Origin of the sequence: Pseudoalteromonas piscicida (assembly GCF_002744175.1) — a bacterium.
In the GTDB taxonomy this organism is placed as follows: domain Bacteria; phylum Pseudomonadota; class Gammaproteobacteria; order Enterobacterales; family Alteromonadaceae; genus Pseudoalteromonas; species Pseudoalteromonas piscicida_B.
Window position 1 is genome coordinate 16,355 of record NZ_NKHF01000087.1, and the last position, 19,435, is coordinate 35,789.

The 19,435-nt window shown below is 44.9% G+C and carries 17 protein-coding genes; 10 read left to right on the top strand and 7 right to left on the bottom strand.

Going from position 1 to position 19,435, the window contains the following annotated elements; translation table 11 throughout:
* Positions 1-398: 398 nt before the first annotated feature.
* From CEX98_RS18055 to hisC, 9 genes are all read left to right on the top strand, one after another.
* A complete protein-coding gene (locus tag CEX98_RS18055; protein ID WP_099643403.1) occupies positions 399-2,504 on the top strand; it encodes a TonB-dependent siderophore receptor in 2,106 nt (701 codons plus the stop codon).
* A gap of 9 nt (positions 2,505-2,513) precedes the next feature.
* Positions 2,514-3,233, top strand: a complete 720-nt coding sequence (locus CEX98_RS18060; protein ID WP_099643404.1) for an ABC transporter ATP-binding protein — start codon at positions 2,514-2,516, stop codon at positions 3,231-3,233.
* A complete protein-coding gene (locus CEX98_RS18065) occupies positions 3,233-4,633 on the top strand; it encodes a DUF3526 domain-containing protein (protein WP_099643405.1) in 1,401 nt (466 codons plus the stop codon). Before CEX98_RS18060 ends, CEX98_RS18065 begins: the two co-directional genes overlap by 1 nt.
* Positions 4,630-6,099: a DUF3526 domain-containing protein gene (locus CEX98_RS18070; protein ID WP_099643406.1), complete on the top strand. Its 1,470-nt coding sequence runs from the start codon at positions 4,630-4,632 to the stop codon at positions 6,097-6,099. The genes CEX98_RS18065 and CEX98_RS18070 overlap by 4 nt, the downstream gene beginning before the upstream one ends.
* Positions 6,096-7,430, top strand: coding sequence for an alanine racemase (locus CEX98_RS18075; protein ID WP_099643407.1), 1,335 nt, complete (start codon positions 6,096-6,098; stop codon positions 7,428-7,430). The genes CEX98_RS18070 and CEX98_RS18075 overlap by 4 nt, the downstream gene beginning before the upstream one ends.
* Positions 7,431-7,464: 34 nt before the next feature.
* Positions 7,465-8,523 (top strand): cysteine synthase family protein, encoded by a 1,059-nt coding sequence (locus CEX98_RS18080; RefSeq protein WP_099643408.1) that lies wholly within the window; start codon positions 7,465-7,467, stop codon positions 8,521-8,523.
* Between the two features lie 2 nt (positions 8,524-8,525).
* Complete coding sequence (locus tag CEX98_RS18085) at positions 8,526-9,509, top strand: ornithine cyclodeaminase (RefSeq protein ID WP_099643409.1); 984 nt, start codon at positions 8,526-8,528, stop codon at positions 9,507-9,509.
* Positions 9,510-9,606: 97 nt separating this feature from the next.
* Positions 9,607-10,878, top strand: a complete 1,272-nt coding sequence (locus CEX98_RS18090; protein WP_242441750.1) for an MATE family efflux transporter — start codon at positions 9,607-9,609, stop codon at positions 10,876-10,878.
* The gene (gene hisC, locus CEX98_RS18095) at positions 10,875-11,987 is read left to right on the top strand and encodes a histidinol-phosphate transaminase (RefSeq protein WP_099643410.1); all 1,113 of its coding nucleotides are present in this window, start codon (positions 10,875-10,877) and stop codon (positions 11,985-11,987) included. Before CEX98_RS18090 ends, hisC begins: the two co-directional genes overlap by 4 nt.
* Positions 11,988-12,009: 22 nt before the next feature.
* On the opposite strand, the gene CEX98_RS18100 is transcribed toward hisC, so the two are convergent.
* Positions 12,010-12,900, bottom strand: coding sequence for a DUF1015 family protein (locus tag CEX98_RS18100; protein ID WP_099643432.1), 891 nt, complete (start codon positions 12,898-12,900; stop codon positions 12,010-12,012).
* A 160-nt stretch (positions 12,901-13,060) separates the two neighbouring features.
* On the bottom strand, positions 13,061-13,516 hold the full coding sequence (locus CEX98_RS18105) for a GNAT family N-acetyltransferase (RefSeq protein ID WP_099643411.1): 456 nt from the start codon (positions 13,514-13,516) through the stop codon (positions 13,061-13,063).
* A gap of 170 nt (positions 13,517-13,686) precedes the next feature.
* Here CEX98_RS18105 and CEX98_RS18110 point away from each other — a divergent pair, with 170 nt between their 5' ends.
* Positions 13,687-14,388 (top strand): hypothetical protein, encoded by a 702-nt coding sequence (locus CEX98_RS18110; RefSeq protein ID WP_099643412.1) that lies wholly within the window; start codon positions 13,687-13,689, stop codon positions 14,386-14,388.
* 13 nt (positions 14,389-14,401) lie between these two features.
* On the opposite strand, the gene CEX98_RS18115 is transcribed toward CEX98_RS18110, so the two are convergent.
* The 5 genes from CEX98_RS18115 to CEX98_RS18135 all read right to left on the bottom strand — a co-directional run bounded on the left by CEX98_RS18115 (position 14,402) and on the right by CEX98_RS18135 (position 19,389).
* Entirely contained in the window at positions 14,402-15,748 is a 1,347-nt protein-coding gene (locus CEX98_RS18115) for a DUF2254 domain-containing protein (protein WP_099643413.1), read from the bottom strand.
* Between the two features lie 334 nt (positions 15,749-16,082).
* On the bottom strand, positions 16,083-17,465 hold the full coding sequence (locus CEX98_RS18120) for a Na+/H+ antiporter NhaC family protein (RefSeq protein WP_099643414.1): 1,383 nt from the start codon (positions 17,463-17,465) through the stop codon (positions 16,083-16,085).
* Between the two features lie 425 nt (positions 17,466-17,890).
* Positions 17,891-18,307 (bottom strand): hypothetical protein, encoded by a 417-nt coding sequence (locus tag CEX98_RS18125; RefSeq protein ID WP_099643433.1) that lies wholly within the window; start codon positions 18,305-18,307, stop codon positions 17,891-17,893.
* Positions 18,308-18,456: 149 nt separating this feature from the next.
* Entirely contained in the window at positions 18,457-18,918 is a 462-nt protein-coding gene (locus CEX98_RS18130; RefSeq protein WP_099643415.1) for a DUF4265 domain-containing protein, read from the bottom strand.
* A gap of 147 nt (positions 18,919-19,065) precedes the next feature.
* Positions 19,066-19,389, bottom strand: coding sequence for a DMT family transporter (locus tag CEX98_RS18135; protein ID WP_099643416.1), 324 nt, complete (start codon positions 19,387-19,389; stop codon positions 19,066-19,068).
* Between the last annotated feature and the right edge of the window lie 46 nt (positions 19,390-19,435).

Consider the following 19,435-nt stretch of genomic DNA (forward strand, 5'->3'; position numbering starts at 1 on the left):
TGTTCAACGTTATTCAGTGAGCTTAGGTTCGCCGTACTGAATAACACGACTCATTTACAAACTTTCACACTACTTTTTGTGCAACAATACACAACAAACCAATACACTCCTTTGCCCTAAAGAGACGAGTAAATAGTAATAGTTTTTATTTTCATCACCCTGCACCTATTGAGATTTATCTCTTTTCAACACCTGAAGCTTCTACCCTAAACGTACAAGGTTAATTTTGTTTATCACAACAAAAAGCGCTTAGAAAAACATTTTGACAACGATGTCCCTCTTTTCAAATACGCAAAAACATGATTAAGATCGCTACGTTATAACATTTTTAAAGTGATCATTTGTGTCGAACAAATGATGGTTCTTTTCACATTCGTTTTTGCAGTTGGAATAACAAAATGACAAGGTCACTCCTGACAGTTAGCGTGCTTAGTAGCTTATATTCTTCATTTAGCGTTGCCGAACAACCCATTGAAATAATAGACGTGCATGGCACTCGCGCACCTCTTTACAGCACCAGAGACGTGAACGCTTCGGCATTGGGGATGAAAGATCCGCAACTTCTTCCTATTTCTATTCAATCATTTTCTGAAGAACTGATTAGCAATCAAAGAGTAAGGACGCTAGGCGAAGTGCTTGCAAACGATGCTTCAGTTCAAAATACCTCAATTGGTACGGTATTCGACTTTGTGAGTCTGCGTGGCTTTCAGCTAGATTGGACCAATGGCCTAAGGCGTGACGGGTTAGCGCTTGCCCCCTACCAAGATGTGCCGCTAGAGAATATTCAACGCATTGATATCGTTAAAGGCCCGTCAAGTCTCGTATCAGGCTTTAATAACCCCGGCGGCACTATCAACTATGTGACAAAGCGCCCAACTATGGACGCCTTTTTGGATGTCACAACAGAAGTACGTAGCCGTGGAGGAAAATATTTACACATCGATCTCGGTGGGCCAATTTCTGACGAGCAAACGCTCGGCTATCGCATTAATGCAGCAGCAGAGAAAAACGGTGATTTCACCGGCGGTGATGACTTAGAACGCTATTTTTTTAGTGCCGCACTAGATTGGCAAGTCTCAGACCGCCTATTTATCCGACTAGATGGCGATTACCAAGACAAAAGCACCGTATCACAGCCTTTGATAGGACTTGCCAGCGATCCCAATGATCCTGACCGTAAAATATTACCGCCCTATGTTGACACCAGTGATGTATTGCTCGGACAGCCTTGGGCAAAGTATCAAACCGAGTCATACAACCTTGCTGCACGCGTTGATTTTTGGTTGAACGACACGTGGCAATGGGTAAACCAAGCTGCGCTTTCAGGTAATGATAGATTTACCGTCTTTCCCGATATCTACTCGGTTGATACACAAGGAATTGTGTTGTCTGCAGCTATCCACATTACCCCAGACGAAACGTATGACACACTCTCGGCACATAGTTTTATTAGTGGTCAGCTTACCACCGCGGCAATTGAACATGAGCTAGTTATCGGCGTTAGTATTCGTGATTATCAGTCAAAAGATGGTCGTTGGTTTGAGTTGGCCAATCCCGTTGGCAATATTTTTACTCCAATTCACAGCAGTAAACCGCAGTTCCCTGACTATCCAGATGCAACCAAAACTGATGCCTCTGAAGGCGCCTTGTTTATCACAGATACCTTGCACTTTAACGATGTATTTTATGCCACCTTAGGGCTACGTCATATTCAATACAAAAAAGAGCAAACTCTACCCGGTGAAACAACAACCACATTAGACGACCGCACTTTTAATACTCCCATCATAGGTCTTAACTACAACCCAAGCGATCAACTCGCGTTTTACGCCAGCTACTCAGAAGGCGCGGGAGAAGGTGGCGTCGCCGTCATCGGCAGCGGTGCAATAAACGAGGGCGAATCACTCGGCCCACAAGAAAGCGAACAAATTGAAGCTGGTATAAAATACCAAACGGACACCATGAACTATTCGGTAGCCGTCTTCGAAATAGAAAAAATGTTGGAGTACCACAATCACATTACTAATTATTTCGTGCAAGACGGGGTCCAGTCACATCAAGGTATTGAGTTCAATGCCACTGGTTCATTCACTCATGGCCTTTCCACCGTAGCATCTATCACCTTGATGGACCCAAGCTTAGATAAGCTAGACGGCGAACCTGCGCTTAATGGCAACACACCAGCCAATGTGCCTGACTTTCAAGCGAATCTCTATGTCGACTATCAGTTGCCATTTTGGGAGGCGTTAAGCATCAATGCGGGTATTTTCCATGTTGGTGAGCGCGAACAAAACGTCAATAACACGCTAAAGCTACCAGCCTACACGCGCTTCGACTTAGGCGCCAAATACCACTTTACTGATATTAACACCACGTTGCGACTCAAGGCCGAAAACCTGTTCGACAAAGAATATTGGCTATCTGGCGGTGCCAAAGGCATAGACTGGGGAGTCGCTCCCGGTCGTGGCCGCACCTTTATCGCCTCATTAAGCGTGAGCTTTTAAGGATAATTTATGACTACACCTGTTATTCAAATCAATAACCTGCAAAAGCGCTTTGGTGAATACCAAGCGCTACAGGGACTAAGCTTGAGCGTACATCAAGGTGAAATTCTAGCGCTGCTAGGCCCAAATGGGGCAGGTAAAACCACCACGATTAATTGCTTACTGGGCTTTTTACAACCGGATGCTGGGGAAATCACCATCGCTGGAATTAATCCACAGCATGACGTAGTAACGGCAAGGCAGCAACTGGCTTATATTCCTGAACAAGTCGCGCTTTATCCGCGACTTAGCGGACTTGAGAATCTCGCGTATTTCAGCAAAATGGCCAGCATAGAAAAGACCGACGAGGCCTTTCGCACACTGCTCAGTGAAGTAAAACTGCCAAGTCACGCTGTAGACAAACCCGTTGCTACCTATTCAAAAGGGATGCGACAAAAAGTGGGCATAGCCATTGCCCTTGCAAAGCGAGCCAAAGCATTGATCTTAGATGAGCCCACTTCAGGTCTTGACCCTTCAGCCAGCCATGAATTTAGCCAGCTTATTCAGTCATTAGCAAAGCAAGGCGTCGCGATTTTAATGGCGACCCACGACTTATATCGCGCTCAAGCAGACGCCCATCGTGTGGCAATTATCAATCAAGGGCAATTAGTCGATACCTTAGTCTACGAACAACTGCAAGAAGTCCAACTTGAATCCGTTTACCTCAAACATATCAAGGTGGGTGTCTGATGTTTCAAACAACATTAAAAAAGGAATGGCTCGATACCAAGCGGCAGGGACAAGCGCTTTGGCTTGGAGGCATTGCAATATTACTGCTCTTGCTTGCCTGCTTAACTGGTTTTAAAAGCCACCAAAGCTATCAGCAAGCCGTTACTGAGGTGTCTCAGTCAGAGCAATTACGCTGGTTAAATCAAGGTGAAAAAGGCCCTCACTCCGCCGCCCACTACGGTATTTACGTGGTTAAACCCACTACCCCACTGGCCGCACTCGACGCGGGATTACAAGCATATCAAGGGAATGTGTTAAGGCTTGAGGCCCATATTCGTAACGATAGCATGTTTCGAAGTGCGCAAGATAACTTACCGATGTCACGTTTTGGCAGCTTATCGCCCGCCTTTGTGCTGCAAGTGTTACTACCGCTGTTGATTATATTAATTGGCTACCCACTACTTGCCCGAGAGCGTGAGCAAGGCACCCTAAAACAACTACTCGCATCGGGCGCGAGTCCAGCTAAGTTGTTTATCGCCAAATGTGCGCTGCTTTTTGCTATTTCTTGCTTATTTTTGTTACCTGTTGCGCTTTTTTTACTTTATAGCCAAGTAACGAGCACGGAGCCTCACACACTCAGAAGTGGTCTATTTTTACTATTTTATTTGGTTTACTTATTGCTTTGGTCGCTACTCACCACCACCATTTCGAGTTTATTTCCAACAGCAAGGCGCGCATTAATCACGCTGTTAATCATTTGGGCCCTCACCACGCTTTTACTACCAAAACTGGCAATGAATATCGCAACGACTATTTATCCACAAGGTTCAGGTCAAGCATTTCAAGCAAAACTTGAAAGTGAGGTTTATACCGAAGCACGAGTTGAAGCAATCGCAAAGTTCAAGCAGCAAACATTGACTCAATATGGAGTCAGCAATGTGGAAGACTTGCCCTTTGACTATGCCGGAGCACAACTCCAATTTGGTGAACAATATGCTGACAAAATTTTTGACCGCTTATTTTCAGCGCGTTTAGCTCAACTAGAAGCGCAATCACAAAGCTATCAACTTGCAGGGATGTTAACGCCGTTCATCGCGATACAAACGCTGTCGATGGCCACCGCCGCCAGCGACTTTGCTCACCAACAAGCATTTGAGAATGCGGCAGAGCAGCACCGTCGCCTAATGCAAGAGGTGCTGAACTTTAATCAAAGAGATCACGGTCACAAAGCCGACGGTCATTACACGGCAGGCGAGGAGTTATGGCAGCAGATCCCTAAGTTCGCATTCCAATACCCCAACTTTATTCGTTACCTGCCTCACTACGTTATCAGCCTGTTTAGCCTGAGCTTTTGGCTAATCGCTCTGGTGTTATTGAGTTTCTTCGCGATTAAAAAGCTGCGTTTGGAGGAGCAAAGATGAAACGTCTAATGTTAGCTACTGAGTTTAAAAACCTCTGGCGAGAAAAGCTCGTACTCGCGCTGCTTTTGACCACCAGCGTGCTCGCGCTAGTGGCATTTCTTAACGCCCATTACTTTGCTAAAAAACAGCATGACGTGGTACTTGCCGCACAGCAAATGCAGCAACAGGCCATCCAAGATGCCAAAGCTGGATTACCCGAAAGACTCGCCAGTACAGCAGATTATAAGTGGTGGGAAGACCCATACGACCTGCGCGGACAAGCATTTTACTTGATGCAAAATTACGCCACCAAAACCCCGCTTGCAACGTCGCCAATCGCGACAGGGCAAGCCGACGTATTACCTTACTATTTTAAGATGCTAATCAAAGAGAAACAGCACATCGTTCATCAATATGACTATGTTCACCCGCTTTCTCTGTTGTTAGGCCAGTTCGATTTAAGTTTTGTGATTGTCTACTTACTGCCATTGCTCATTATTGGCATTTGCTTTAATGCGTTAGCGAGTGAACGCCAAGGTGGACAGCTAAGACTACTGATGCTTCAAGGAGGCAGTGCAAGCCGCCTTCTGACCTATCAATTATTGCTACGAAGCGCGTTAATTGTGCTGCCCTTCTTAAGTATTAGTAGCCTGCTTTTAATTACAGTACGAGAGCAGCTAGGGGTGATTGAACTGTTAAGTTATAACCTTATTGCACTGTGTTATTGTGGGTTTTGGATTGCCTTAACCGCTTGGGTAAATAGCAGAGCTAAAAGTGCGGCAAATAACGCAGCTACCTTGGTCACCTGTTGGCTTGCCTTGGTGATTGTGGTTCCAGCTTTGGTCAATACCAGCATCGCTTTACTCGACCCAACGCCTTCACGAATTCACTATATAGATAGCCTGCGTGCCGCCAGTGACGATGCCCAAAAAGCGAGTGAAAAGACCTTAGCTCAGTATTTTCAAGACCATCCAGAGCTTGCAAAAAATGGCAGTGGTGCCAGCGATTACGCCACCAAAAAAATTGCTACGATTAATTCTGTTGAACGCGCAATGGCAGCCCAAGATGTACGATTTTTAACGGCACAACAGGCACAGCAACATAATGCGCAAAAGCTACAATATCTCTCCCCTGCACTCATCGCGCAAACATTGTTGGTTGAATTAGCGGGCAATGGATTAGCACGTCATCACGCCTTTATGGCGGAAGTTGAAGCTCATCATCAAGCATTACAAGGTTTCTTTGCCAGCGAAATTGCCAAAGCCAATCAAAGAGGCGATTTTGCACCTTGTGAGGGCTGTAGCGCAAAGCCAACGCTCACGGATCTTGCGGATATTCCTCAATTTAGCAATGACTTTGCCACACCAGAGAACAACTACACGCCATTAATCTGGTTGCTACTACTAGCCGCCGGCCTGCTCCTTATAGCAAAACGCTGTGTCAACAAGTTAGACAGTGCAAACAGCAAAGAGGTGTTAGTCATATGAGTGACGCCTTCGCTGCAAAATTGCATCCGCAAACGCAAAACCTGCTAATGAGGCATCAAGCCAAGCTATTTGAATGGACAGCGGCATTGGGAGCACCGCTACATTTAGTGTTTCCTCAGCGTTTCGCGGAAAATATCGAAACCCTGCAAGCCAATTTTATCAAGCTCGGGCTTGAGCATGAGATTTATTTTGCCAAAAAAGCCAACAAAGCCCAATGTTTTACTCAAGTCGCTTCTAATCAAGATATAGGGGTAGATGTGGCTAGTGTGCAAGAATTTGAACTTGCTCTAAGTGGTGGTATTCAAGGTGAAAAAATTGGTGTATCTGGTCCGCATAAATCAGATGCACTACTTAGCTTAGCGCTTGTGCATCAAGCACTTATCGCCATTGATTCAAGTGCAGAGTTAAACTCGGTTATTACACTGGCCCGCCAGCGAAAGCGCCCAGCGCGAGTGCTACTGCGTTTACAAACACAACCAACCAAAGCCTCACGCTTTGGCAGCTCCCTGTGCCAGCTTACGCCGCTATTAGCCCAATGCAGAGAACACAACGAGTGGGTAAGCTTAGAAGGATTTAGCTGCCACTTAAGTGGTTACTGCCCACAAGCACGTGGCGAGAGCATCCATACTTTAGTCGGTGCGATAGACGAGGCTAGGCAAATAGGACTGTCGCCATCAAAAGTGAATATTGGCGGTGGCCTGCCCGTCTCCTACCTACAAAATGAGCAGTGGCAGCAAGCCTTAGACTTTGAATGCTTTTTTGCAGGTAAAACCTTTGCAGGGTTTTATCCCTACCATAATGAGCAGAGCTCTGCGGACACCTTACACGCTATTTTGGCAGTGAAGAACGCACATGGGCAAACCGCATTAGCGGCATTACGCCAAAAGAGCTTAACACTGATGCTCGAGCCTGGCCGGGCACTGCTCGATGAGGCTGGCATTAGCCTGTTTAAAGTGCAAGGGACGAAGCCGCACCTAGGCACATCAGACTGTCATATCGCTACACTTTCGGGCTCAAGCTTATCGCTGTCAGAACAGTGGTTTGAAAGCGAGTACTTGCCGAGCCCGATGTTACTCACGGCACATTCAAACCGCAAGCAAGGAGCGTATCGCGTGGCCTTTGGTGGTGCCACCTGCCTAGATAGCGACATGCTAAGTTGGCGATTTATCCCCTTGTCGCAACTACCGCAGCGTGATGACTTAATGGTTTACCTCAACACCGCAGGGTATCAAATGGATTCAAATGAATCCGAATTTCACTCTATGCCATTGCCACGAAAAATCGCTGTAACGTGGGAGAACAATACACTTTCTTGGCAACTACTTAGCTAAAAACCCCAACAACACAACGTAAAGGAGCCTATTTATGAACATAAATGCGCAGCATTCGCTCGCCTCAACATTACACTTAACCCCTTATTTAAGGGTATCGCAAAGCATTGGTAATACCCCGCTAATGCAGTTTTTAAGCCTACCAAACGGTAGCAAACTGTATCTTAAACTTGAGCAGTTTAACCCTACTGGTAGCGCTAAGATCCGAATGGCGAAGTCTATGTTAGATGAAGCAGAAGCCAGCGGCCAACTGAAGCCGGGGGGCTGGGTCGTTGAGTCAACCTCAGGTAATACCGGCGTTGGTCTTGCGCTGCTAGCGGCGGAGCGTGGCTATCGCTTTACCGCACTTGTGGATAACCATGCGGCAAAAGAGAAAATTAGTAATATGAAAGCCTTTGGGGCGGAAGTGATCTGCGTTAGCGAAGCCGGAGACGACAGCTTGTCGACTGATATTCGCGATGCAATGGCCGCAAAGCTGGCAAAAGAGCAAGGCGCATTTTGGACCGCTCAGCACAATAATTTTGCCAATAGCCGCGGCTATACAGGACTTGCACAAGAGGTCTTTTATGAACTTGGTGAACACATTACCCACCTTGTCGGTGCAGTTGGCACAGGTGGGTCGCTATGCGGCACAACAAGGGCTCTGCGGGATTTAGGTTGTCATCAACTCACCACGATCGGAGTTGAACCTGTGGGTTCTGTGATCTTTGGTGGACCTGGACTGAATTATCATCAATCAGGAACGGGGACCCCGGAAGGTGCTGAGATAGGTCCTGTAATTGAGTATGAACTCATAGACAAAGGCGTGAAGGTATCTGACAAACAAGCGTTTAATACCGCCAGATACCTTGCCAAGCACTACGCCCTGATGGTCGGTGGCTCGGCAGGTGGAGTTATCTACGAAGCGCTACAGGCGTTAAAAACCGCCCCCGCCGATAGCTTATTTGTGGTACTCGTTTGTGACGGTGGCGAGAAATATCTCGATACGGTATTCAATGATAATTGGATGGCAAAACACGACCTTATCGACACTAACATCGAGCAGGAACTCGATGACCTATTAACGCAAAATAAACCTGCCGCGAGAGCCTAGCCATGACCCAACAAACTGTTCTGCCGATACTAAATGAAGCCCGACTGGCGCAACTTGATTTTCCCTATAGTAAAGTCATTGAGGTGGTGGAAAATGCCTTTCGCTCACTGCATCACCCCGACTCTGCCAACCCGCTAAAAGTGATTATGACACCACAAGATGGCCGCTCCATTGCCTATAGTATGGCTGGCCGAGATGCTGCAAGTAATACTGTCGGGTTTAAGGTAGTCTACGAATACGACCCTGACAGAAGCCGTAACCAATATCAGTTTTACTCCTTTATCTTCCTTTGCGATGATGCCACAGGCCACCCTGTGGCCCTAATGGATGTAAAAGAACTAGGCCCTATGCGCACATCAGCCACCTCCGCCTTGTTCGCAAAATATGCCGTTCATTCAGATGCCAAAAATGCGTTGGTTGTAGGCACAGGTGTTCAAGGGCAAATCGCTTTACCTATGCTCGTCACGGCATTACCACAACTCACAAACCTAACCGTTCATGGCAGCTATCAAGCAGGTTTAGAAGCGGTTCAGCAAAAATTACAAGAGCATCACCCACAGCGACAAGTTGCGGTATCACAAGACTTAGAAGCTTCTGTAAGACAAGCAGATGTGATCCTTGCCGTTACAGGGTTATCCGCCAAAGAGAACATAAAATATGAATGGTTGAAACCCGGTGCGGTGGTGATTTTAGTTGGCTATGGAATCGAAAAATCAGTGCTACACCGAGCTGATAGATTACTCACAACAGATGCAGAGCAAATGAAGGTTACCGGAGATGATTTATTAGACGAGGAAGGCAAACTACCCGCCGTTAACGCGACATTGACTGAAATACTAAACGGTGAGAAGCCAGCACGAACCCACCCTGATGAAATTATTTTTGTCTATAACAGCGGTATGATCATTACTGACGTGGCACTCGGGCGAGCGGTTGCAGACTTTGCCATCACACAAGAAAACGTGGAGGAAGTAACGCTATGGTAGCTTCAGCGCGCGCCGATATTTTTAAAGTAAGCCAGCTCGCAGGGCCGCTTATTCTAACCAATCTGCTCTACGTGCAATTGCAACAATAGATCTCATCATGCTCGGGATGTTAAGCCCGATAGAACTGGCTGCTGGCGGCCTTGCCATTGGTATTTTTAATCAATTTAGAACCATGGGAACGGGCGTAGTCACGGCAACGGGTAATTTGGTGTCTGATGCAATCGGCAAGGCTAAACTCGATCAGATCACTCCTCTTTTTAACGCCAGCATGCTTATCGGGACATTTTTGGGTCTACTATTTGCCGCCGCGATGCTTGCCATAGAGCCATTTTTAAGGTTTATCGGTACCTCCGAGGCAATTGCCAATTTGACGACACAATATTTAACCGTTGTCGCTTTGGGCCTATTACCTTGTTTTTGGTTTCAAAGCGTACGGCATTTTAGTGTTGGATTGAAAAGGCCTGGGCCATTGATGTTGATAACGGGTGTGTCTGTTGTCCTCACGATCGTGCTCAATTATGGCCTAATTTTTGGTCAGTTTGGTCTACCACAACTCGGCTTTGTGGGGGTTGCAGCCGCAACGTGTATCGTGCTGTATTTATCGTTTTTACTGTTTGTACTATTTGCCAAACGCGATGACATACTCAGCCCCTACCTCACTATAAAGTTTTGGCAAACCGACCGTGAAGCACTTAGCAAAACATGGAAAATGGGCATGCCAATTGGCGCAACTTACGGCCTTGAAGCTGGGTTTTTCACCGTGCTGGCGCTATTTGTGGCAACACTCGGCGTTAATGCCTTAGCCGCCCACAACGTGGTAAGCCAAATGGTGTACATCGTATTTATGGTATCTGCCGGCATTTCATCTGCTTGTTCTATTTACATCAGTGAAGCCAATGCTGCGGGAGACTTTCATCATGCTAAACGCATCGGCAATTTGGGCATTATTTGCGGTGCCGTGGTCATGTCTGTTTTCGCCTTAATCTATTTATTCATACCCGAATTTGTACTGCTGCCATTTTTAAGTGCAGAAGAATTACAAAACTCCGACGTCGTTGTTATCGCCATAGAACTACTCGTTATTGCCGCCTTTTTGCAGTTTTTTGACGCGTGGCAAAATATTGGGCTCGGTATCTTGCGTGGACTTGGCGATGTGAAAAGCACGCTAATGCTGTCTTTAATTGGTTATTGGTGCATTGGTCTTCCCGGTGCGTGGTTATTTCAAGAGTTTTTCTCTTTGGGGATTTTGGGCGTGTGGTACGCCTTAATGTTAGGGCTTGCGGTCACAGCGCTATCTGAGATTTGGCTTTTTAATCATAGGGCTAACCGTTTGCTTGAGCCCACATTACTCAAGGAGCAAAACGCATGACAACGACAATGCCAAACCCAGCCCGCAAAGAAGTCATTGCACTGCCGCCCTATGGTGCAGGACAAACCCTTGAGCAAGCAACAGCGCGCAATCTTCACCCCAATATGATAAACCTCTCGGTGAATGAGAACCCTTTAGGGCCGAGTCCGGCAGCGCTTAATGCTTTTAAAACACAGCTGCATACCGCTAGCTGCTATCCAGACAGCCAATGCACAGAGCTCAGTGAGTGCCTGTCCGCTAAACTTAACGTTGCCAAAGCGCAAATTGTACTCGGCAACGGCTCTGAGGATGTACTCTCAATGCTCTGCAAAGCCTTTCTCAGTCAAGGCGATAAAGTGTTAGTGGCCAAGCCTACTTTTGCGCTTCATGGTATTTACGCCAATATGATGGGGGCAAAGGTACTAGAGGTGCCGATGCAAAGCGATTTGTCCTATCGAATTGATGATTGGCTCGATGCTATCGCATGCCACCCAGACTTAAAAATGCTTATGCTTGCCAACCCATCCAACCCTGTAGGTTGTACGTTTGATGCTAATAATTTGCAGCGCCTCATTGATGCCTGTCCGCTCAATACGATTATCGTCATTGATGAAGCATACTGCGAATATGCACAAGGCCATAAACAGTTTACTGACAGCTTAGCGCTACTTCAAACACAGCCCCGCCCCTACGCGGTATTACGGACTTTCTCCAAAGCTTATGGCCTTGCAGGACTTAGAGTGGGTTACGGCGTAATGGCAAATGCCCAACTGGCGGATTATCTGCACCGCGTACGTACACCGTACAATGTAAATCGACTAGCACAACTTGCTGCGATCGCGGTATTGCAAGATCCCTCCTATTTGGCAGACACGGTCACGCAAACGAATCGCGAAAGGGAAAAACTCAGCGCCGCCCTCACTGAGCTGGGTTATTTTGTCGCGCCAAGTCTAGCCAATTTTTTATTTATTGATGTTAAGCAGCCGTCTACGCATGTCGCATATTCACTACTGCAACAAGGAATAATGATAAAACCCTGGCTAGAATCAGGTTTTGATCATTTTGTAAGGGTAACTGTCGGACTTCCAGAGCAAAACCTTAGGGTGCTTGAAGCATTTAAACAGTTGTAAGTATCGCCCTCTGCGAGGGCTTTTAAGCACAAACTGCCTGCTGATTTAAATAGTAAAGTACTTGGCTGTCGGCCTTATGCGTAAATAAGGTCGACTTTTCTGGAAAGTACTTACCTGCTTTGGCGGCAGCAAAGATATCTTCAATTTGAGGGTCGCGACAGAGGGCAGTAACAACATTAGCGTCTTCACTCAGCTCAGCATTATTTTTAGAGCACAGCTCCTCAAACGCGGGCAGTGACTGCAGTGCTCTACGCAACTGGGTCTGAATAAGATAAGAATCGCTTGTCGCGTGTTGTAGGACAAAACATAAAGCAGTTTTCCCCAACCAAATAGTGTAATCGGCCTCGGTCTTCGAGGATTCACAGATATCAAAATCGCTAAGGTGCTGTTTGAACTTGGTAACATCTACAGCTTGCGTGTACGATGCCTGCACCGCGAAACTCGTTATCACCGCATCTTGCTGTGGGACTAACCATGCCATCATCCGAGATTGACGCGCATGACGTTGGCTTGCTGCAAACATCCTGTGATGTCCATCTGCAATTAGCCATTGTTGGTACATGGAGATCTGCTGTCTGAATTCTTGTAGCACGTGACGATTTTCAACAGTATAGAGGCGATGAGTACACTCACCGCAATCACTGTACCACTGCGCAGTTTCAACACATTCCGCTTGCCATCGCACCTTGTCCAAATTAAGTTTTCCGACCAAAAGACAAGGGGGTAACAGCAACTTCTCGAGCTGAACACGCTTTTTCAGCGCCATAGCATGGGAAACCGAAACCGACTCGTGAGGCAAAATTGCTTGCTCAGGTAACGTTGAAACGTCGAGCTCAGCCAAAATGCCGGTAACCAAAATACCACCTTGCTCTACTTGGTAAAGATGAAGTGGTCCATCCGTTATTGTGATCATAAAATAAACTCGCACCATTTTAGATACAATATAACACACCAAAACTGAGTAACACCAAGTTTACATGACAATTTATACTTAGCTGGCTATTGGAAGTAAATTCAACGTAGTTAGCGCTAAAACTGGCTGCTAGAAAGGCACTGATTATTCGAAGCTCAAGTTAGCTACAAACATCCACCGCCAGCGCTAATTTCTCAATACCGTGTCCGGGCAGCCAGCGTTTGTACTCAACAAAACCATGCTTATTATACAATTTTATTGCGGGTGTATTTGCGGTCGCAGTTTCAACAATCACTTTTGCAGCATCAAACTCCGTTAAAGCAAAATGCAGTAATTTACCCGCAATCCCTTTGCGAAAATAACTGGGATCAACGGTCAGGCTATCTATTTCTAGCGTTTTCTCAAAAATGACAATTTCAATGACAGCGGCAAGGTTTTGATTTTCAAAATATCCATAAAAGTGACTCGTCGCACCGCATATATCTCCTATCGTTCGAGATAAAGGCGGAAAATAACTCGCCCCAATTAACTCAGCTTCTATTTTGTATGAGCGTTGAAATACATTGAAAATCTCTCTCGCCACCGACACATCACGACTGCTTAATTTTTGGATCATATATTCCGCTTCCTAAAAGCGTTCCCACAATTGTACCGATTGGTAATCAAAAAAGTACCAACCTATTGGTCAAAACACAACGCAACCAATTGAAAAATTTCCAAGTTTCATGGAAATACGATATAAATGGAGCAGGATCATTGCTTTTATTAATACCAAGGAAGTGCCCTATGTCATTAGCCAAACACACGCTCGATTTATCACTCACGGATAAAGTGTGGTTCAAATATGTGACTCTAAAAAACAAAAATGAATTGAACGATGAGTCTCGGGTGTCACTCAAATCTGTACCTGCCCTAGGCATGCTCTCTGGTAGCGCCGAGTTTTTATTTGCCTCGTTGGTTTTTGCTCTGGCTATCACAGCGTCGTTTATTGATGGCGAGTACCCACGCTATATTGCTTTTCCTGCTTGTTTAATCGCATTTTTAATTATCTTTTTCACTAAAAGAGTGATGCTGTACAAAAAATTTGGTTTTGGCTCTAAGTGGGTGATGGACGTGTCGAAAAACCAATTGACCATATCGCCTAAAGCAATAAAAACAAAGGTAACTGGTACGCAAAAAATTGCTAGAGAAGACATTACTGAAATCACCTTTCATTACTTGCTATTGAAAGACCGAAAAAGTGGGAGAATAAAAACCACAGCCAATTTATGCTTTGCCGAAATCTTATTAAAAGATGGTACAAAAGTAGAACTCAATGGCACTCGGGTAGGTTTTTTTGACTTACTCTACTTGCTTATATTCTTTGACTACCCCTTAGTTTATCGAAATACTTCTGCAGGCGGCAGCTCTGATATTGCCATCATTTTACTCAGGTTAGTCTCCCTTTCTGCCATTGCCGCCGGCCTTGCTAAGCTTGCGTTGAATTAAAAAGGGTTTGCGCTTATTCTCGTGTAAATTGTGCAATAAGCGCTTCTCCTTTGTCGCCATTAATTTTCTCAATAGCCTCAAGCATTTCAATGATCCGTTGACGGTCAAACGGATTAGTGATGGTATCGCGCACATCGTCGATGATGGCTTTTAAGTAATTAAATAAACTTTCCGTCGCTTGTTGACCCGCGCTCGAGCGAAACAGTATATTTTTAAACGCTTCCAACACATTGACCATGACATAACCATCGGTCTTGGCATAGTTTCTTATCGGAGTAAAATTATCATGCAGTAATTCATCAAAAGACGCTTCGTGAATATATAAAAGCGGCTCATTTTTAGCGTGTTTAAAGGAGTAATTCACATCGCAAATATCCAAACGCTGGATAAGTAAAATACTCAACATATCAATCGCTTTTACCGCAGTACCGGGGTCATTTATCCCTGGGCTCATGGCTTTGACTGCAATCTCCGAGATTTGTGTTAAGCCATAGCGATAATGGTCACTGATGTACTCTTCAACATAAAAAATAAAGCAGCCAAGTAACGCATCCTGTAGCGCCTCATCTTCGCTAAGGTCCTTGTTGCACTTGAGAAATGGGTAGCCTTTTACAGTAAAAAACCCTTGTTTAACTGCAATATATATTTTTAAATCATGCTGCTCACACAACGCACACAGTTTGTCGCTATGTACCCCCTTAAAATATCCTTCTTCTATGCTGGGTAAGTTATGCCAGCTCGAAAAATCAGGGAAATTATCAAAAGGTTGTTCTTCTTGTTTTTTAATAATAATTTGCATCTCATTTTTGGTGTTCTTAAACAGATCATTCAACACGTTATCGACCTGTATGGCACGGGAGATTGAATGAATAAAAAACACAAAAAAGCCTAATGAGATTAGTCCAAACACCAGCGAAAATAAAACCCCTAACGCCGGGATCCCGGTTTCACCATTGTCCACTCCACGAATATTTATCAGCATAATAATGGCATAAATGATACTGCCGAGATAAAACCCCAATACCAACTGGTGTGACTTTCTGGTGATAAGGCCCGGCAGAACTCTGGGTGATAACCCAGCGCTGGCATTATTCAGCACAATCATCACCATTGAAAAACTAAATACCGTCAATGAGATGATACTCCCCACAAGCACACTTAAAATGGTTCTTGCGTTCTCTTCACTGTCGACCAGTACAATCGCTATAAGCTCTTTAAAGCGACTGATAGGAGCTGCATATTCGAGTGCCGTGGTTATGAGCGCAAAAATAAAAAATGCAACTGCAAGCAAAGAGGGGTAAAAGCCGATACTACTTATCAGTTCGCGATAATTTTCGGCCAACTTGCGAGGTGTGAACATAACTATCCTTACACTTTGAGGGTCTGGGTATATAGCCTAGCAAGGCTTATGCAATAGAGTAAATAACCTGAACTCAGCATAACAACTTGTTCTCTAGCAGCTGTTATCCCTTACTACTGCGTTAAATTTGCTTGCAATAGGCTAGCTATTGACGCACAAATTTGCCTTGTATTAAGAAATAACTTCTGGCTAGAGTGATATTACACTTTTGAGATTCGGTATTTTAGTCAATTAACTAACTTCTTATCCCGAGTTCAGGTTAAGTAAACAGCAAGTATTTTGGGAAGTTAGCTTTGAAGGGTTAGCAGAACTAACCCTAAAAACTTACTTGCGATTAAGCAATAATCAAGAAGCCAACAAAGGCAATAGCAGCCGCAATCAACGCATAAGGTAGCTGAGTAATGGCGTGACTGACTAAGTTACAGTCTGAGCCTTGGGCTGCCAATACCGTAGAATCCGAGTAGAAACACGCCTGACTACCAAATGATGACGCCGACAACAAAGCACCAATAACCAGTGGAATATTCGCATCTACCGCAACGGCCAAGGGCATTACGATAGGAATAGTCACAGCGAAGATCCCCCAGCTTGAGCCTGTCGCAAAGGCCAAAATAGCCATAGATAAAAACACCATGGCAGGCAGTAAGGCTGCCGTCATATAGGGACTCAGTGCGTTTATTACATATTGTGGTAATAGCAGCTGATCGCAAACATCCTTAAAAATGAACGCGGCGACAACTGTGCCTATGGCAGGAAGCATGCACTTGAAACCATTAATCATTTGCTCCAGCATGTCTGCAAGTGGCATCAACCTTTGCACCATATAAAATGGCAAAGTGACCGCAAGCGTGGCCAACAAACCTTTCCAGACATCAATATCAAAGTACACAGTAAACGCCACCAGCAAGCCAATTGGCAGCAAAAAATTAACCAGCTTACCTTGAGTGTCGGCTTGTTCAAACTCTTGCTCAATGGCTTTTGCAGCATAATGATCCGGCGTGTGTACTTCTTCCAAATCAACCTGCTCAAGCGCTGGTAGCCCTTGTTTAGCTGCAAGCTCTGCTTTTTTCATTGGACCAAATAGTGGCATAACCCCAAATATCACCAGTGGTACCATAATCACGGCCACCCAAGCATACAGCATGTAGGGAATTGCTTGAATATACGTACTGATCCCCTGCCCTTCTCCCGCAACACCGTTATCTACCAATAAGCCGCCAAAGAATACCGCCCAAGTTGAAAGCGGTACTAAAACACAGATAGGCGCAGCGGTTGAATCCACTACATAGGCAAGCATTTCCCTAGAAATATTAAATTTATCGGTAACACGACGCATCGTCTCACCCACTGTGAGCGCATTGAGATAGTCATCAATAAAAATAATCACACCTAAAAAGTAAGTCATAAGCAAAGACGACTTTGGCCCTTTTGCCATTTTCAATGCATTACGGCCAAATGCTAAGGCACCGCCAGTATGAACCAACAGCGCTATCAAGGCACCAAACGTACCACATACCAAAATAAGCCAGCCGATGGTTTCATCGCCCATCACTTTTAAAGATGCATCGGCGAAATTTGCCAATACCCTTGTTGGATCTATTAATGCCAGCCCTACTAGCGCCCCCAATACCAGAGATAAAATAGGACGACGTAAGGTTATTGCGAGTGTCAGTACGACAACAGGAGGAATGATGCTAATTGCACTTGGCTCCGCCATGCTTATTTCCCAAACAAAGGAATTTGAGCATCGAAAAGAAGGACGCAACATCAGCTACAGCAGCGGTTGGTGCAGTCTTATCCGTTTCCCAAATTCAGAATAAAAGGTTAACACCAATTTGTTTGATTGAGCGCTCTATTTGGAGGCAAGAAGTTCTTGTCGATAACACCGCTATCGCCAAGCCACCTATATCCATATAGGCAAGGCAAAATTTTACTATTTAGTTGTTCTAAATAAGAAATTTTTAACGCGGCTAGCGTTAGGCCGGTTCCCACAAATTAAGCAAGTATCAAGTATAATTGGTATCAAGTCACAGGCACTTAAATGCATGTGAGGATCTGCCTAATATTGGGTTGACGAGTTGACTGTATGGCCCTCATTGAAACATCGCAAAGAAAATATACAGGATTTGACTTTGCGTCAATTTATTTTTTGTCTAATGCTAGTTTTGCCATTTGCTTATTTACTTGTGCTAACTCTTCAGCGGTCAACTCTGCGTAGCGCCTAGGGTAAGACCATCCGTACCCCCAGCGAAATGGCGTGGGTAAATAAGGAAGACCACCAAGTCGGACGCCTGCAAGCATGAGTGTCGCAACTTCTTTTTGGCCAACCGCTGCCACACATTCTTGCAATGCAATATCAGCCTTTTCACGCTCGGCAGCTGTACCACCTTTCCAATACGCCAGATCGTGTGCCGTACAACAACTCAACCACAACTCACGCTGCGCAAGCGTACCATCAGGAAAAGCACTGCAACCATCACTCGTAAATGGCTTTAATTCGTCGGCTAAGCTGTGCCAAGACATACCTAAAAACGTTAATATGACTGCTTGTTTTATCATCGCTAAAGCAATTCCTAATATACCGCGCACCGTATCGCGACCGGTTTTGTTATCGAGCAAGTTTGTATCGTTTTAATCGACAATTTAAGTCCCTAACACTTTAACAGTTAACGTCTAGAAGCGATATAAAGTCGTTAAACAATCAGTTGTTATTGGCCATCAAAGCTGTTGTGCGGCTCTCCTGAGAGTTCATACTGTAAGAGCCCAAGTTCTCGATAATAATACAGAATATCGACTAAAGACTCATAATCTCTATGTGGTGACACAGTAAGCGCATAGCTTTCTCCATTGATTTGCTTGTAATCCACACCTGGCACTATAAGCTCTTGAAGAAGCTCTGTATTTTTTCGACTGTCTGACTCATTTGTGAACCTAATACGCAAACTATGATAGCGACTTCGAGCCAATACTTGCCTTACTTCAAGAACACCTTCAGCGGTTAGCTCGGCTATAACCTGATCACCAAAGTTAACACCGTACGCGAAAAATGGCGCCCCATTTAACTGGTAGATGTTATCGCTGATGGCCGTAGCCACAATATATTCTTCAGTTCGGCCAGTTGGATGATTTATAAAAGTAAATCGTAACTGCTTTGTTCTTACGTCATTCATAAAAATACACATCACCTTAAATTAAAGCAGCTTCCTCCGCAGTTAGTCGCGAAGAATAAGCAATCTCTGAAATTCGAACTATCACTTTCAGTATTAAGTTTTGAAAGTGATACGATGCATCATGCAATGTGTTAGCTGAAGATAAAATTAAGCTGACGCTGAAGAAAGCTTTAGCCCAACAATTCCTGCAACAATAAACACTAAACTAAGCAACTTATAAATCGACATTGGCTCTTTGAAATAAAATGTCCCGACAATAATAGAGCCCACCATGCCAATACCTACCCACACAGAATAGGCAACACCCAAAGGTAAGGTACGTAATGCAACACTGAGAAAATAGAAGCTAGCGGCCATTGCCACTAAGGTAAAAATAGAGGGGATAGGTTTAGTAAAGCCTTCGGTAAATTTCAGCCCAATAGCCCAAACGACTTCAAGCAAACCAGCAAGAATAAGCATTAACCAGCTCATGACAACTCCAATATGGGGTCGTCCCCGCCAGTTTAATAAAACACTC